Below are 13774 nucleotides of genomic sequence, written 5' to 3'. Positions count from 1 at the left end.
GAGGAGGGCCTTCGATGAGTACGCACACCGACGAGTCACCCCGTGGCGGGAAGCTCCGGACCGCCGGGACCCGAGGAGCGCTGACGGGCACCGCGATCACGGTCCTGGGGCTCTGGTCGCTCCTCGTGCCGCTCATCGGACCCTACTTCGGCTACGCCCTCAGCCCGGAAGGGCCGTGGACGAGGCCGTGGGCCGCACTCTGGCTCCAGATCGTTCCCGGTGTCGTGCTCCTGCTCGGCGGCATCGTGCTGGTGCTGACCCGGCGTCGCCTGCTCGGACTCGTCGCCGCGGCGCTCGCCGCGGCCGCGGGTCTCTGGCTCGCGATCGGCTTTGCGCTGTGGCCCTGGGCCCCGACCGGCGTTCCCGTCGGCGGGTTCGCCGGCGAGGGGATCAGTGCCGTGGAGCAGATCGGCATGGCGAGTGGGCTGGGTGCGGTCGTCACGTTGCTGGCCGGTCTCGCCTTCGGCCGGTTCTCGGTGCGCAGCACCCGCGACGTCGCGGCGGCGCAGCAGGAGGAGTCGCAGGCACGGTCGACGAACGGGTCCGACACGGCGACCCGGAGCGGCTCCCCCGAGAGCGGGTGGGGCGGCCGGCCCACCGTCCCGTCGCCGCGGCACGCGGACGACCGCCAGGCCCGCAGGCCCTCCGACGCCTGAGCCGGTGAGAGCTACGAGCTGACGATCAGCTGCCGACCGTCCGAGCGGACCCTGTCGGCGTCCGGGCGGGGGTAGCTCCTCTCCAGCGCGGCCGGCGCGACCACGACGTCGCGCGAGCATCCACCCCGCGGGTCTCGTCACGGCACAGCGCTCACGCCTCTCCTTCCCCCCACCCTGTGGAGGCACCGATGGCGAGCGACGTCCAGACGGGGACGATCGAGACACGCGTGCCGGCGCGCATGGACCGGTTGCCGTGGTCGAAGTGGCACTGGCGCGTCGTGCTGGGCCTGGGCACGGTGTGGACCCTCGACGGCCTCGAGGTCACGATGGTGGGCTCGGTCGCCTCCCGGCTGACCGAGCCGGGCAGCGGCGTCGGCCTCACGCCGGGGCAGATCGGGCTGGCCGCGGCCATCTACATCGTCGGGGCATGCACGGGTGCGCTCGTGTTCGGCCAGCTCACCGACCGGTTCGGCCGCAAGAAGCTCTTCCTGCTCACCCTGCTGATCTACATCGGGGCCACGGTGGCCACCGCGTTCGCGTTCGCGCCCTGGTACTTCTACATCGCCAGGTTCGTGACGGGAGCCGGGATCGGCGGGGAGTACGCCGCCATCCACTCAGCGATCGACGAGCTCATCCCGGCGCGGGTCCGCGGCCGGGTGGACCTCGTGATCAGCGGGACGTACTGGCTCGGCGCGGCCGGCGGGGCGGGGCTGGCCATCTTCTTCCTCAACGAGGCGATCTTCTCGACCTTCCTCGGGTGGCGGCTGGCGTTCGCCGCGGGCGCCGTGCTGGGCCTGGTGATCCTCTTCGTGCGCCGGCACGTCCCGGAGAGCCCGCGGTGGCTGTTCATCCATGGGCGCGAGGACGAGGCCGAGCGCGTCGTCGACGGCATCGAACGCCAGGTCGCCGACGAGACGGACGAGGAGCTCGAGGAACCGGGCAAGTCGCTGACCGTCCGGCAGCGGCGCCGCATCCCGTTCCGGACGATCGCCGCGACCGCGTTCAAGCTCTACCCGCGGCGCGCCGTGCTGGGGCTCGCGCTCTTCGTCGGCCAGGCGTTCCTCTACAACGGCGTGACCTTCAACCTCGGCACGTTGATGTCCACGTTCTTCGGGGTGGCCTCCGCGTTCACGCCGGTCTTCTTCGTCATGTTCGCGCTGGGGAACTTCCTGGGGCCCCTCACCCTGGGTCGCCTGTTCGATTCGGTCGGGCGCCGGCCGATGATCACGCTGACCTACCTCGGGTCGGCGGGTCTCACCCTTCCCCTGGCGTGGTGGTTCGTCACGGGCGCGTTCAACCAGTGGACCTTCATCGCGATGGTGATGGGCGTCTTCTTCCTCGCCTCCTCCGGGGCCAGCGCGGCCTACCTCACCGTCAGCGAGATCTTCCCCATGGAGACCCGCGCCCTGGCCATCGCCTTCTTCTACGCCACCGGGACCGCCGTCGGCGGGATCACCGGTCCTCTGCTGTTCGGCCAGCTCATCGGCAGCGAGAACGCCGACCTCGTGGCCGTCGCCTTCCTCATCGGGGCGGGCGTGATGGCGCTCGGAGGGTTCGCCGAGCTCGCGTTCGGGGTGCGGGCGGAGCGTGCCGATCTCGAGGCGATCGCCGCGCCGCTGACGGCGCAGGAAGCCGCGAGCGGGTCGGGGGGGTCCTCCGACGAGGAGGAGAGCCGCGGGGATCGGCACCGCCGGGAGGCCGAGCGTGCGCGTGAGGAAGCCGCGACGGCGCGGGCACGCGCCGCGGAGCACCGGGCCGCGGTCCACGAGCTCGGGTCGCGCACGGACGCCCGCGCCGACGGCGACCGTGGCGTGACCGAGGAGACGTTGGCCGAGATCGCCGAGCTGAACGCGCAGGAGTTCGACGAGCGGGCCCGGGCCCAGGAGGAGCTCGGTGTCGCCGACGACGCCGAGGCCCACGAGGCGGGCGCGGCGACCCGCCGCGCGCAGGCGGCCGACGAACGCGCCGACGCCCTCGCCGAGCACGCGGCCTCGCTCGGGGCCGACTCCGAGGAGGACGCCGACGCCCACCTGGCCCGGTCCCGGGCCGCGCTGGAACGCGCGCGGGCCGCGGAGCAACGGGCGCGGGCCGAGCAGGCCCTCGCGGACGTCACCCACGGGGTCGCCACCGGCGGCGAGGGGTCCGAGGAGGGGTCCGAGGAGGAGGCCGAGGAGGAGGCCGAGGAGGAGGCCGAGGACCGGGACGCCCGCGAGGAGCCCGCCCGGGCCCGCAGCGAGATGCACACCGCCTGGGCGGAGGTGCACGACGAGCGGGCGAGGGTCGAGACCGACGTCGCCGAGGGACGCGGCACGCCGGACGAGCACGATGGCCGCGTCTCCCGGCTGGAGGAGCGCGCGCTCGCCGCGGAACAGCACCTGCAGGCCGCCGAGCACCGCGCCACGGCCCAGGACCGGCGCGAGCACCGCGAGGCGTCCGAACAGGCGGGGGAGCGTCAGGCCGAGCGCAGCGAGAGGGAGCGCCGGACCCGCGAGCTCGAGGAGCGGATCGAGCAGCGCCTGGCTCGTCGCTTCGAACGGGAGCGCCAGTGGCCGCGCCGGTTGCGGCCGGGGCCCGGTCGGTCGCTGGGACCATCGCTGGGCGGGCTCGGCGTCAGCCCGGTCGACCCCTCGTCCGAGGAGGCCCTGGACCGGGAGATCGCGACCCTCGAGCGTGCCGTGGCCGAGCACGGACCGACCCAGCGGCACGAGCTCGCGGGGCTGGTCGGCGCGCGGTACTGGGGACCCGGGCGTTTCGGTGCGGCCCTCGACGAGGCGGTCGAGGAGGGCCGGGTCCGGCGGCTGTCGCCGCGGACGTACGCCCCGGTGGAGCCGAGCCGTGACGGGCACGACGGGGATCGCTGAAAGGCGACCCGACCGCTCCGGTCAGGAACCGGAGCGGTCGGACCGCGTCAGGGCGCGCCACACCCGCAGCGGCCACATGCCGAGCAGGGGAGCGCCGCGGCCGAGGTCCTCGGTGTCCTTGCGGTCGAACGCCTCGGCGTACCGCCGGGCGTCGGCGGCCGTGGCGTACCGCTTCGAGCCTCCGGCGCCGCACTCGCGGGCGCAGGACCAGACCATGACCTCGTCCTGCGCCGTGAAGCGATAGTCGTGGCCCAGCACGACGCACGCCTTCATCGCCGGCCTGCCGGGTCGTCCCGTCCGGTCCCTGCCCCGTCCACGACGAGGGGGATGCCCGCTGTGCCGCCCGCACACGCGCTCTGCGGGTCCGGAGCGGCACCGTGCTCAGTCCCCGGGCGCGAGGACGACCCACACGCGGCCTGCGGCGAGGGGGAGCTCGTCGCCGCCGGGGGAGGTCAGGCGGGTCGGGTCGGTGGCGCTCCTGCGGGACCACCGCGCGGGGTGGGAGCGTCCGTCGCGCAGGACCTCCGCGTCGCCCTCGCCGACGGTCACGGCGACGGGGGAGACGGCACCGGCGGCGTCGCGCACCGACGAGTCCCGCAGGGACACCCGCTGGACGACGACCGTCTCGGCGCGGACCGGGAGGCGGTCGGGGCCGTAGACGGCCGTGACACCGTCCATGGCGATCGTCCAGGCCGCGTCGTCGGGGGACCAGGTCAGGCCGACCCGCGCGGCGGGGAAGCCCACGGTGCGCGCGGACGTCGCCTCGCCGCCCGCGGGCGGGGGACCGAAGCGGAAGCCGACGTCGCGGGCGGGCTCGGGCACGGGCACCGCGTCCCGCACCGCCGTCAGGTCGACGTAGAGGTTCTCGGGCACGGGGCGCCCGGTGCTGCGCCGGAACGCGCCCGGGGCGTCGTGGGGCACGGTCGAGATCAGCGACGCCGAGGTCACGACGGGGACGAGCTCCGGGGCGGCGCCGGAGTACACCAGGGCGGGCAGCCCGTAGGCGCCGAGGATGCCGACGTCGGTCTCGCGGGCGCTGCGCACCGGGCCGACCGAGGCCGGGAGCCGGGAGGAGAAGACCGCCAGCAGCCGGGTGAGCCCGCCCTCCACGGGCTCGACGTGGACCACGTCGGCGAACTCGACACCGTCCCAAGGTCGACCCCGTGCGGTGTTGTCGATCTTGACGGCGTACACCGGGCACCCCGCCCGACAGGCCCGTCAGCGGGGACGTCCGGGAGGCGGCGACGCCGGGTCCCATGTCGGGCACGAGGGTCCCTCGGACGTGGACGCGGATCCGGAGGACCCGGACCAGCTCACGATCCCCAGGAGGAATGTCCCCAACCCCGCACGGGTACTGCGCCGGCAGCCCCGGGTTGACCCCATCAGCCGCGCGCCCCCCGTTCGACGGAGGGGACGACGCGCACGCCGCCCCGACGCACTCGACGCCGCGTCCGCGGGCGATCGGAAGGAGTCGGGCGTGACGCCGTACCTGGGAGTGTTGTCGCTGCTGCTGGTGGCCCTCGCGGTGATCGGGAGCGTGTGGGCGGTGCACCGGCTGGTCACGGTCACCGCGCAGCCCCTGCGGTCGCCGCCCTTCCTCTCCGGCTGGCCGCCGTCGGAGCACGCGCTGTCCCGGTTCCACGCCCGCTGGTATCCCGCGACGCTGCTGTTCCTCGCCTTCGACGTGGAGATGCTGTTCATGTACCCCTGGGCGGTCGTGGTCGCCCGGGTCGGGCTCTCCGCCGTCGTCGAGATGTTCCTGTTCCTCGGTGTCCTGTTCGTCGCGGTGGTGTGGGCCTGGCGCGAGGGGGCGTTGCGATGGACCTGAGGCAGCGGCTCGTCCACCTGGCGCTGCGCCGTCCCCACGCCCTGCTCGTCGAGGTGCCGGGCTGGTGGCGTACCCGGGTGGAGACCGAGCGCGCGATGGCCCGCCGGGGGTGGCGGCCGGCGTCGTCGCCGGCCGGCGCCGACGTCCTCGTCGTGTGCGGGAGTCCCGGCGCCGATCTCGGCGAGGTCGTCGACCGCGTGACCGACCAGCTGCCCGGCCCCCGCGCCCGGGTGGCCGCGACCGCGCCCGAGGAGGTCGCGACGGCCCTGGACGAGGCGGCGGCCCGGCTGGCCGACGAGCGCGCCCAGCGCGACGACGCCCGCGACCGCACCCGCGCCGACCGGGCCGACCGGGCCGACCAGGGTGGCGACGGCGGGGACGACGGCGGCGACGACGGCGGCGAAGACGGCGGCGAAGACGGCGGGGACGACGAGGACGACGGCGACTCGGAGATGGCGCCCGAGGGGATCCCGCTGGCCGGCAGCGGCCCGGACCGCGACGGGCTCGAGATGGACGTGCTGAACGTGCCGCTGGGGCCCGTGCTCGAGCACTGGCCGGCGGGCCTGGTGCTGCGCTGCGTGCTGCAGGGCGACGTGGTCGTCGAGGCGGACGTCGACGTGCTCGCCGGAGGCGCCGCCGCGTCCCCGTCCGCCACCGCGGCGGTGACCTGCGACGGTGCCGCCCGCGCGCTCGACCTCGCCGGCTGGGGCGACGCGGCGGCGGGCGTGCGCCGGGTCCGCGACCTCGTCCTCGACGGGCACCACGACCAGGCCCGCCGGGACCTCGACCGGCTGGCCGCCCGGGTCGCCCGGTCCCGCGTGCTGCGGTGGTCGCTGCGCGACCTCGGCCGTCTCGATCCGGCGCAGGCGCGGGCGCACGGCCTGCCCGACGACGCGGTCGGCGACGTGCACGACCGGCTGGTCGCGATGCTCGAGCGGGCCCGCGACGGACTCGCCGGGCGGAGCGACGCGGCGGGCGACCGGTCGGCGGTGGTCGAGGCGCTCCCGACGCTGGTGCACGGCCTCGAGCTCGCCGCCGTGCGGCTGGTGGTCGCGAGCCACGACCCCGACACGCTCGGGGCGTCACGACAGGAGCGGGCCGATGCCTGAGGTCGTGACGGTCGGCGCGGCGTGGGCCGTCCCGGCGGCGCTGCTGCTGGGGCTGGTCGCGGTCGTGGCCGCGAGCGCCGACGCGGTCATGGTGGCGCGGCGCGACGGGGTGGACGTCCGGACGGGGGCGATCGCGCCCCTGGCCGAGACCGCCCGGCTGCTGCGGCAGCCTCGGCGCGTGACGCCCGCCGCCGACGCCCCGTTGTGGCGCGTCGGGCGCGGCGGGCTGCTGGTGGCCGCGCTGCTCATGGTCGCCGTCGTGCCCTGGGGCTCGTGGGTGCCGGCCGACCTGCCCGTGGGCGTGGTCTGGTTCAACGCCGTCGACGTGACGGTCTGGGCGTTCGTCTGGCTGGCCGGGTGGGGGCCGAACGCGGCGTTCTCGCTGGTCGGCGCCTACCGGTTCCTCGCGCAGGCGCTGGCCTACGAGCTGCCCCTGATGTTCGCGCTGACCGCGCCGGCGCTGGCGGCGGGGAGCCTGCGGGTGGCCGACGTCGCGGCGGCCCAGCAGGGCCTGTGGTTCGCGGTCTGGATGCCGGTGGCCTTCGCCGTCTACTGCCTCGGCGTGCTCGGGTTCGCGGTGTGGGGGCCGCTGGCGCCCCCGACGGGCGGCGACATCGCCGGCGGGGTGCTCGCCGAGGTGTCGGGGCCGGACCGGCTGCTGCTGCTCGCCGGCCGGTACGCGCTGCTCGCCGCCGGCGCGGTGTTCGCCGTGCCGCTGTTCCTGGGTGGCGGGGCCGGGCCCCTGCTGCCGGGCTGGCTGTGGGTGCTGGTGAAGGCGCTCGTGCTCGTGGTGGCGCTCGTCGCGGTGGGGCGTCGGCTGCCGGCGCTGCGCCCGGACCGGTTCCTGGAGCTGGGCTGGATGGTGCTGCTGCCCGCGGTGCTGTTGCAGGTGCTCGTGGTCGCCCTGGTGGTGGTCCTGTGAGGAGAGGAGGGGAGCGGTGACCGTGCTCGCGGACGTCGTGTTCTGGGTGCTCGCGGTGATCGCGGTGGTGGCGGGCGCCTGGGTGTTCCGCTTCGACTCGATGGCGCGGGCGACCTATGCGCTGGCGGTGTCGTTCGTCGCGGTCGGGCTCGCGCTGCTGCTGGTGGACCTCGACTACGTCGGGATGGTCGTGGTGCTCATGATGGTCATGGAGATGGCCGTCATGGCCGTCTACATGATCATGTTCATGGGGATGAACCCCGCGCTCATGCCGATGAGCATGGTCCACGACAACCGCAAGGCGGTGGTGGCCGCGGTCGCCGGCTTCGTGCTGCTCGGCGGGGGCGCGCTGCTCGTGCCGTGGCCGGTCCGGCGAGGCGTGCCCGCGCCCGACGGCACCGCCGCGCTCGGCGAGGCGCTCATGGGCTCGAAGATGCTCGTGATGATGGCCGTCAGCCCGGTCATGGTCGCGACGATCGTCGCCGGGATCGCGATCGCCGCTCCCCGCGGCCGTTACGACCGCCTCGGCGACGACCTGGATCGCGGTCGGGCCGACGACCCGCAGCCCGGGGGTGTCGGCCGATGACCCTGCAGGCCCTGCTCGTCGTGGCCGCGGCGCTGTTCGGCGTCGGGCTCTACGGTGCCCTCTCCCAGCAGGTCGTCGTCATGGTGATGATGGGCCTGGAGCTGATGCTCAACGGGGTCGTCCTCGCCGCCGCGGCGATGTGGTGGTTCCTCGCCCCGGACCCCACGGGCCAGGTGCTGATCCTGGTCGTGGTCGCCGCGATGACGGTCGAGATGGCCATGGGGTTCGCCGTCGCGACGCTGCTGCACCGCTCCCGCAGCGCCGACATGACCGACATGGCCACGGACCTCTCCCGGTGATGTCGAGGTGATGTCGCGATGATCGACGCGGTGAGGGACGTGACCGGGACGACGGCGCTGTGGCTGCTGGTGACCCTGCCGGCGGCCGTCGGGGCGCTGCTGTGCCTCGGCGGCCGGGGTGCCGAGCGGGGGGCGGCGCCGGTGGCGGTGGCGACCACGGCCATCGGGGCGGTGCTCGCCGTCGATGTGGCGATCCTGCGGCCGGCGGTGTCCGCGCCGTTCGTGGCCGGCGCGCCGTTCGGGCTGGCCGTGGACACGCTGTCGGCGATCACGGTCTGCCTGGTCGTCGGGGTGACCCTGCTGGTGCTGGTGTTCTCCACCGGCGCGATCGCCTCGGAGCGGGCGCGCTTCCACGGGCTCATGCTGCTGTTCCTCGCCGCGGTCGTCGTGACGGCGAGCGCGACGACGCTGCCGGCGCTCCTGCTCGGGTGGGAGGTCATGGGCGCGACCTCCTACGCGCTCATCGGCTTCTCCTGGCGGGACCGGCAGCGGGTCGCGGGGGGAGCGACGGCCTTCCTCACCACCCGCGCGGCCGACCTCGGTCTCTACGCCGCCGCGGCCGCCGCCGTCGCCGGCGCGAGCGGCATGGCGCTGGACCGCCTCCCCGCGGCGAGCGGCGCCTGGCTGCACGTCGCCGCCGCCGGCGTGCTCGTGGCCGCGCTCGGCAAGGCCGCGCAGCTGCCCTTCTCGTTCTGGCTGTCGCGGGCCATGGAGGGCCCCAGCCCCGTGAGCGCCCTGCTGCACTCCGCGGCCATGGTCGCGATGGGCGGCTACCTGCTCCTGCGCGTCGGGCCCCTGCTGGAGGCCAGCGGCTGGGCCGCGCCGGCAGCGGCGTGGATCGGTGCGCTCACGGCGCTGCTGCTGGGGGCGGTCGCCCTCGCCCAGCGCGACCTCAAGCAGCTGCTCGCCGCCTCGACGTCGGCCCAGCTCGGCTTCGTCGTGCTCGCCGCCGGGGTGTCCGCGCTCACGGGGGGCACCGCACACCTCGTGGCCCACGCCGCGACGAAGGCGTTGCTGTTCCTCGCGGCCGGGGCCTGGCTCGGCGCGCTGGGCACCAAGGCGCTGCCGGCGTTGTCCGGCGTGGCCCGGCGCTGGCCGGTCGTCGGGGTCGCCGCCACGGTCGGCGCGCTCGCGCTGGCCGGTGTGGCGCCGCTGTCGCTGTGGGCGACGAAGGACGCGGTGCTGGTGGTGGCGCTGGAGCACTCCGCGGCGCTCTACGTCGTCGGGCTCGCCGCGACCGCCCTGGCGGCGGCGTACGCGGGGAAGATCCTCGTCGTCGTCTGGCGGTCGTCGGCCGAGGCCGAGGAGCCGCTCGACACCGAGGAGGCGGGCACGCGGCGCGTGCACCGCGTGCAGCAGGCGCCGCTGGTCGTGCTCGCGGCCGGGGCGGCCGTCCTGGGCGTGCTCGCGCTCCCGCCCGTCGTCGAGCTGCTGGCCCACGCCCTGGGGCAACCGCCGCCCCCGACCGGTGGGCCGTGGGAGCTCGGCGGCTCCGCGGTCCTGGCCCTCGTCGTGCTCGGCCTCGTCCGCTGGGCGATGCGGGCCCGGCCTGCCCCGTTCCACCCCGCCCCACCCCGCGCCGCGACCCGCTGGGCGACGAGCTGGCTGGGGCTGGAGGCGGCGACGCACGCCGTGGTGGTCCGCCCGGCGCTCGCCCTCTCGCAGTGGCTGGCCCGCCTCGACGACCGGGTGCTCGACCGCGCGGTCACCGGCGTCGCCCGAGGCGCCCTCGCCGTGGGTCGCGGCGCGGCCCGCGTCGACGTCGGCGGGGTGGACGCGGCGGTCGAGCGGCTCGCCGGCGGTGTGCGTCGGCTGGGCGGATACGTGCGGCGGCTGCAGACCGGCGAGCTGCACCACTACTACCTCGGGGCCGTGGCGGTGCTCGCGGCCTGTGTCGTCCTGCTGGTCCTGGTGAGGTGAGGAGTGCTCAGCATCGTCGTGTTCCTCCCGCTGGCCGCCGCGGTCGTCCTCGCCGCGGCGCGCGGCCTGCCGGACGCGGTGGCCCGGTGGGCGTGGGTCGCGGTCGCCGCGGTCGACCTCGCCCTGGTCGGCGTCGTGTGGGCGGGCTACCGCACCCCGCCGCCGGGCGCCCTCGCCTGGAGCGAGCAGGTGCCCTGGATCCCCGGGGTGAACTCGAGCTACCACGTCGGCGTCGACGGCCTGTCGCTGCCGCTGGTCGCCCTCACCGCGGTCGTGTTCCTGGCCTGCGCCGTCTACGCCCTGCGCGAGGAACGCCGCCCGCGCGCGCAGGCGGCCCTGTTCCTGTTCCTCCAGACCACCTGCCTGGGGCTGTTCGTCGCCGCCGACCTCATCCTGTTCTTCCTGTTCTTCGACCTGTCGATCGTCGCCATGTACTTCGTGATCGGCGGCTGGGGTCACGGCGACCCGGCCCGATCGGCGCTGAAGTTCTTCCTCTACACGTTCCTGGGGTCGCTGGCGCTGCTCGCGGGGTTCATCGGGCTCTACGTCGCCGCGAGCCCGCACACGTTCGACATGGTCGCGCTGGCCGCGGCGCCGCCGCTGACCGGCGCGCCCGTGGGCGGGGGCCTGGTCCTCGCCGCCGTGCTCGTCGGGCTGGCGGTGAAGACCCCGACGGTGCCGTTCCACACGTGGCTGCCGCCGGCCCACACGGACGCCCCGGCCGTGGGTTCGGCGGTCCTCGCCGGCGTGCTGCTGAAGATGGGCACCTACGGGTTCGTCCGCATCGCGATGCCGATGCTGCCCGCGGCGTGGCGCGCGTGGGCCTGGGTGATCGTCGTCGTGGGCGTCGTGTCGGTGCTGTACGGCGCCTTCGTGGCCCTCGGCCAGACCGACCTCAAGCGGATGATCGCCTACACCTCGGTGAACCACATGGGCTACGTGGTGCTCGGGGTCGGCGCCGCCGGCCTCGTCGCGGGTGCCGACGCCGCGACCCGGCAGGTGGCGGTCACCGGCGCGGTGACCCAGATGGTCGCCCACGGGCTCATCACCGGGGCGCTCTTCCTGCTGGTCGGGGTGCTGCGCGACCGCGCCGGCACCTACGACATGGCCTCGTTCGGCGGCCTCGCCCGGCCCGCGCCCCGGTTCGCGACCCTGTTCGCCGTCGCGGCGTTCGCCTCGCTCGGCCTGCCCGGGTTCGTCGGCTTCGTCGCCGAGTTCCAGGTGTTCGTGGGCACGATCGCCGCCGTGCCGGCCGCCGCGCTCGCGCTGCCCGGCATCCTCGTCACCGCGGCACTGTTCCTGCGGGCGCTGCAGTCGGTGTTCACCGGGCCGGCCGAGGCCACCACGGAGGGCTTCGGCGACCTGCGGCGCGTCGAGGTGTGGTCGGTGGCGCCCCTGCTCGGCCTCGCGCTGCTGTTCGGGGTGCTCCCGCGGCCCCTGCTCGACGTCATCGAGCCCGCCGCGCAGGCCGTCACCAGCATGGTCGGGCGCTGACCATGGACATGACCGCGATGGTCCTGGCGCTGCTGCCCGAGATCTGCCTGCTCGCCGGCGCCGTGCTCGCGCTGATCAGCGGCTCGTTCCTGCCCCGCCGCCGGCAGTGGGTCAGCCGGCTGATCGCCGTCGCGGCCCTGCTCGCCACGGCGGTCACGGCGGCGGTCGCGCTGCCCGGACCGCCCACGACGGTGTTCGACGGCTCGTACGCCGTCGACGGCGCCACGGGCATCGCCCGCCTGGTCCTCGCGCTCTCCGCGCTGCTGGTGATCGGCCTGGGCGTCGACGAGCTCGCCGGCGGCAAGCAGGAGAGCGAGACCTACGCGATGCTCCTGCTGTCCACGACGGGCGCGGTCCTGCTGGCCGGTGCCGACGACCTGCTCGTCCTGGCCGTCGCCTTCCTGCTCACCAGCATCCCGCTCTACGGCCTCGTCGGGCTCGCGCGCACGCCGGCGGCGGCCGAGGCGACGATGAAGACCTACCTGCTCGGCGCGCTCTCGGGCATCACCCTGCTCCTCGGCGTCACCGTGCTCTTCGGCGTCGCCGCGACCACCACCTACGCCGGCCTCGCCGAACGGCTCCCGGCCGCCCCGGTCGCGGCCGTCGCGCTCGGGGTCGTCGCCGTCGCCGCCGGGCTGCTGTTCGAGGCCGGCGCGGTGCCGCTGCACGCCTGGGTGCCCGACGCGGCGCAGGGCGCCGCCACGACCGCCGCGGCGTTCCTGACGACCGTGCCGAAGCTCGGCGCCCTCGTCGCGCTCTACCGCTTCGTCGAGGTCCTGCCCGGTGAGGTGGCGTGGCCCCTGCTCGTGGCGGTCCTCGCCGTGGTCACGATGACGGTCGGGAACCTGGCCGCATTCGCCCAGGACGACCCCCGCCGCCTGCTCGGCTGGTCGACGGTGAGCCAGGTGGGCTACCTGCTCGTGCCCGTGGCGGTCGCCGGGCGCAGCGACCTCGCCCTGCCTTCCCTGCTGCTCTACCTCGCCGCGTACGCGGTGACCAACCTCGGCGCGTTCGCCGTGGTCGCCGCCGTCCCCGGTGTCCGCGAGCTGGCCGGGTACGCGGGCCTCGCCGCCGCCCGACCCTGGCTCGGGGGTGCGCTGCTGGTCAGCCTCCTCGGCCTGCTCGGTACCCCGCCGACCGCGGTGTTCGTCGGCAAGCTCACCGTCGCCGCGGCCGCCTGGGACGGGGGCAGCGCCTGGCTCGCGCTGGCGGTGCTGGCCAACACGCTGCTCAGCCTCTTCTACTACCTGCGCTGGATCGGCCCGACCTTCCGGCGACGGTCCGCCGCCACCGACGACGGTGCGGCCACCGCGCCGCCACGCCCGTGGGCCGCGGGAGCGGCCGTCGCCGCCGGCGCGGCCGGGCTGGCCCTCGGTCTCGGCGCGGGGGTCGCCTGGACGCTGCTCGACGTCACCCTGATCCGGTAGGTGAGCTGACCAAGGTCCCTGGTGTCCCGGGACCGTCGGGCGGCCCTTCGCCCCTGACGCCCGTGCGCCGGGCGGAGGACGATGTCTGCGCCGGGTGCGGACCCGGCTCCGGCGCAGCCGCGTCGGGACGACACGGGACGGGAGTGCGCGATGTCCGAGGAGAGAGGTCCCCTCGTGGTGGCCGGTGTCGACGGCTCCCCGCACGGGGACGTGGCCCTGCGCTATGCCCTGGAGGAGGTCGCACGGCGGGGCGGACGACTCCTGGCGGTGTCGGCCTGGGAACGCCCGGAGCTGACGCTCTCCGAGTTCTACGGGCTGCCGATGCACGACGAGAACAAGATTCACGCGGCGCACGAGAAGGACACCCGCGAGCGCGTCGACCGGATGATGGCCGACCACCCCGAGCTGGCGGGGGTGACGGTCGAGGTCCGGGCCCAGGTCGGGCGCCCGGCCGACGTCCTCGTGGAGGCCGCGCGGGACGCCGACCTGCTGGTCGTGGGGCACCGAGGGCGCGGAGGCCTGCGCAGTGTGGCCCTGGGATCGGTCGGGCTGGGCTGCGTGCTGCACGCACCCTGCCCCGTCCTCGTCGTGCCGGCGAGCAAGGAGGACGCCGAGGCCGAGGCCCGGTGAACGTCGACGTCCACGCCCGCGGGCACCACGCCGAGGAGGACT

13 protein-coding genes are annotated in these 13774 nt (G+C 75.5%); 11 read left to right on the top strand and 2 right to left on the bottom strand.

The window, feature by feature from the left end; translation table 11 throughout:
• Window positions 1–14 precede the first annotated feature (14 nt).
• Both C8D89_RS21340 and C8D89_RS29865 read left to right on the top strand, forming a co-directional pair.
• Window positions 15–656 carry a hypothetical protein gene (locus C8D89_RS21340; RefSeq protein ID WP_116710146.1) on the top strand — a complete coding sequence of 214 codons (642 nt, stop codon included), beginning with the start codon at window positions 15–17 and terminating at the stop codon, window positions 654–656.
• 188 nt (window positions 657–844) lie between these two features.
• Window positions 845–3517, top strand: coding sequence for an MFS transporter (locus C8D89_RS29865; RefSeq protein ID WP_207787347.1), 2673 nt, complete (start codon window positions 845–847; stop codon window positions 3515–3517).
• Window positions 3518–3538: 21 nt separating this feature from the next.
• On the opposite strand, the gene C8D89_RS21330 is transcribed toward C8D89_RS29865, so the two are convergent.
• On the bottom strand, window positions 3539–3790 hold the full coding sequence (locus tag C8D89_RS21330) for a hypothetical protein (RefSeq protein WP_116710145.1): 252 nt from the start codon (window positions 3788–3790) through the stop codon (window positions 3539–3541).
• A gap of 108 nt (window positions 3791–3898) precedes the next feature.
• Window positions 3899–4711, bottom strand: a complete 813-nt coding sequence (locus C8D89_RS21325) for a DUF3048 domain-containing protein (RefSeq protein ID WP_116710144.1) — start codon at window positions 4709–4711, stop codon at window positions 3899–3901.
• Between the two features lie 283 nt (window positions 4712–4994).
• Between C8D89_RS21325 and C8D89_RS21320 the strand changes: the two genes are divergently transcribed.
• The 9 genes from C8D89_RS21320 to C8D89_RS21280 all read left to right on the top strand — a co-directional run bounded on the left by C8D89_RS21320 (window position 4995) and on the right by C8D89_RS21280 (window position 13732).
• Window positions 4995–5345: an NADH-quinone oxidoreductase subunit A gene (locus C8D89_RS21320; protein WP_116710143.1), complete on the top strand. Its 351-nt coding sequence runs from the start codon at window positions 4995–4997 to the stop codon at window positions 5343–5345.
• Window positions 5336–6454 (top strand): hypothetical protein, encoded by a 1119-nt coding sequence (locus tag C8D89_RS21315; protein ID WP_116710142.1) that lies wholly within the window; start codon window positions 5336–5338, stop codon window positions 6452–6454. Before C8D89_RS21320 ends, C8D89_RS21315 begins: the two co-directional genes overlap by 10 nt.
• Window positions 6447–7376, top strand: a complete 930-nt coding sequence (locus C8D89_RS21310; protein ID WP_116710141.1) for an NADH-quinone oxidoreductase subunit H — start codon at window positions 6447–6449, stop codon at window positions 7374–7376. The genes C8D89_RS21315 and C8D89_RS21310 overlap by 8 nt, the downstream gene beginning before the upstream one ends.
• Window positions 7377–7392: 16 nt before the next feature.
• Window positions 7393–7962, top strand: a complete 570-nt coding sequence (locus C8D89_RS21305) for an NADH-quinone oxidoreductase subunit J (protein ID WP_341477331.1) — start codon at window positions 7393–7395, stop codon at window positions 7960–7962.
• On the top strand, window positions 7959–8261 hold the full coding sequence (locus tag C8D89_RS21300; protein WP_116710140.1) for an NADH-quinone oxidoreductase subunit NuoK: 303 nt from the start codon (window positions 7959–7961) through the stop codon (window positions 8259–8261). The genes C8D89_RS21305 and C8D89_RS21300 overlap by 4 nt, the downstream gene beginning before the upstream one ends.
• Window positions 8262–8291: 30 nt before the next feature.
• Complete coding sequence (locus C8D89_RS21295; RefSeq protein WP_243418282.1) at window positions 8292–10181, top strand: proton-conducting transporter transmembrane domain-containing protein; 1890 nt, start codon at window positions 8292–8294, stop codon at window positions 10179–10181.
• Between the two features lie 3 nt (window positions 10182–10184).
• Window positions 10185–11675 (top strand): complex I subunit 4 family protein, encoded by a 1491-nt coding sequence (locus C8D89_RS21290; RefSeq protein ID WP_116710138.1) that lies wholly within the window; start codon window positions 10185–10187, stop codon window positions 11673–11675.
• A gap of 2 nt (window positions 11676–11677) precedes the next feature.
• Complete coding sequence (locus C8D89_RS21285) at window positions 11678–13102, top strand: NADH-quinone oxidoreductase subunit N (RefSeq protein WP_116710137.1); 1425 nt, start codon at window positions 11678–11680, stop codon at window positions 13100–13102.
• 150 nt (window positions 13103–13252) lie between these two features.
• Entirely contained in the window at window positions 13253–13732 is a 480-nt protein-coding gene (locus C8D89_RS21280) for a universal stress protein (protein ID WP_116710136.1), read from the top strand.
• The last annotated feature ends 42 nt before the right edge of the window (window positions 13733–13774 follow it).

The sequence above is a fragment of the Actinomycetospora cinnamomea genome, from assembly GCF_003096675.1.
In the GTDB taxonomy this organism is placed as follows: domain Bacteria; phylum Actinomycetota; class Actinomycetes; order Mycobacteriales; family Pseudonocardiaceae; genus Actinomycetospora; species Actinomycetospora cinnamomea.
Note: the sequence above shows the minus strand (reverse complement) of the source record. Positions and strands in the feature narration are given on the sequence as shown.

Excerpts from the sequence above, each read along its gene's own strand:
- C8D89_RS21340 (WP_116710146.1), top strand. The coding sequence starts at position 15 with ATGAGTACGCACACCGACGAGTCACCCCGTGGCGGGAAGCTCCGGACC.
- C8D89_RS29865 (WP_207787347.1), top strand. The coding sequence starts at position 845 with ATGGCGAGCGACGTCCAGACGGGGACGATCGAGACACGCGTGCCGGCG.
- C8D89_RS21330 (WP_116710145.1), bottom strand. The coding sequence starts at position 3,790 with ATGAAGGCGTGCGTCGTGCTGGGCCACGACTATCGCTTCACGGCGCAG.
- C8D89_RS21315 (WP_116710142.1), top strand. The coding sequence starts at position 5,336 with ATGGACCTGAGGCAGCGGCTCGTCCACCTGGCGCTGCGCCGTCCCCAC.
- C8D89_RS21310 (WP_116710141.1), top strand. The coding sequence starts at position 6,447 with ATGCCTGAGGTCGTGACGGTCGGCGCGGCGTGGGCCGTCCCGGCGGCG.
- C8D89_RS21300 (WP_116710140.1), top strand. The coding sequence starts at position 7,959 with ATGACCCTGCAGGCCCTGCTCGTCGTGGCCGCGGCGCTGTTCGGCGTC.
- C8D89_RS21285 (WP_116710137.1), top strand. The coding sequence starts at position 11,678 with ATGGACATGACCGCGATGGTCCTGGCGCTGCTGCCCGAGATCTGCCTG.
- C8D89_RS21280 (WP_116710136.1), top strand. The coding sequence starts at position 13,253 with ATGTCCGAGGAGAGAGGTCCCCTCGTGGTGGCCGGTGTCGACGGCTCC.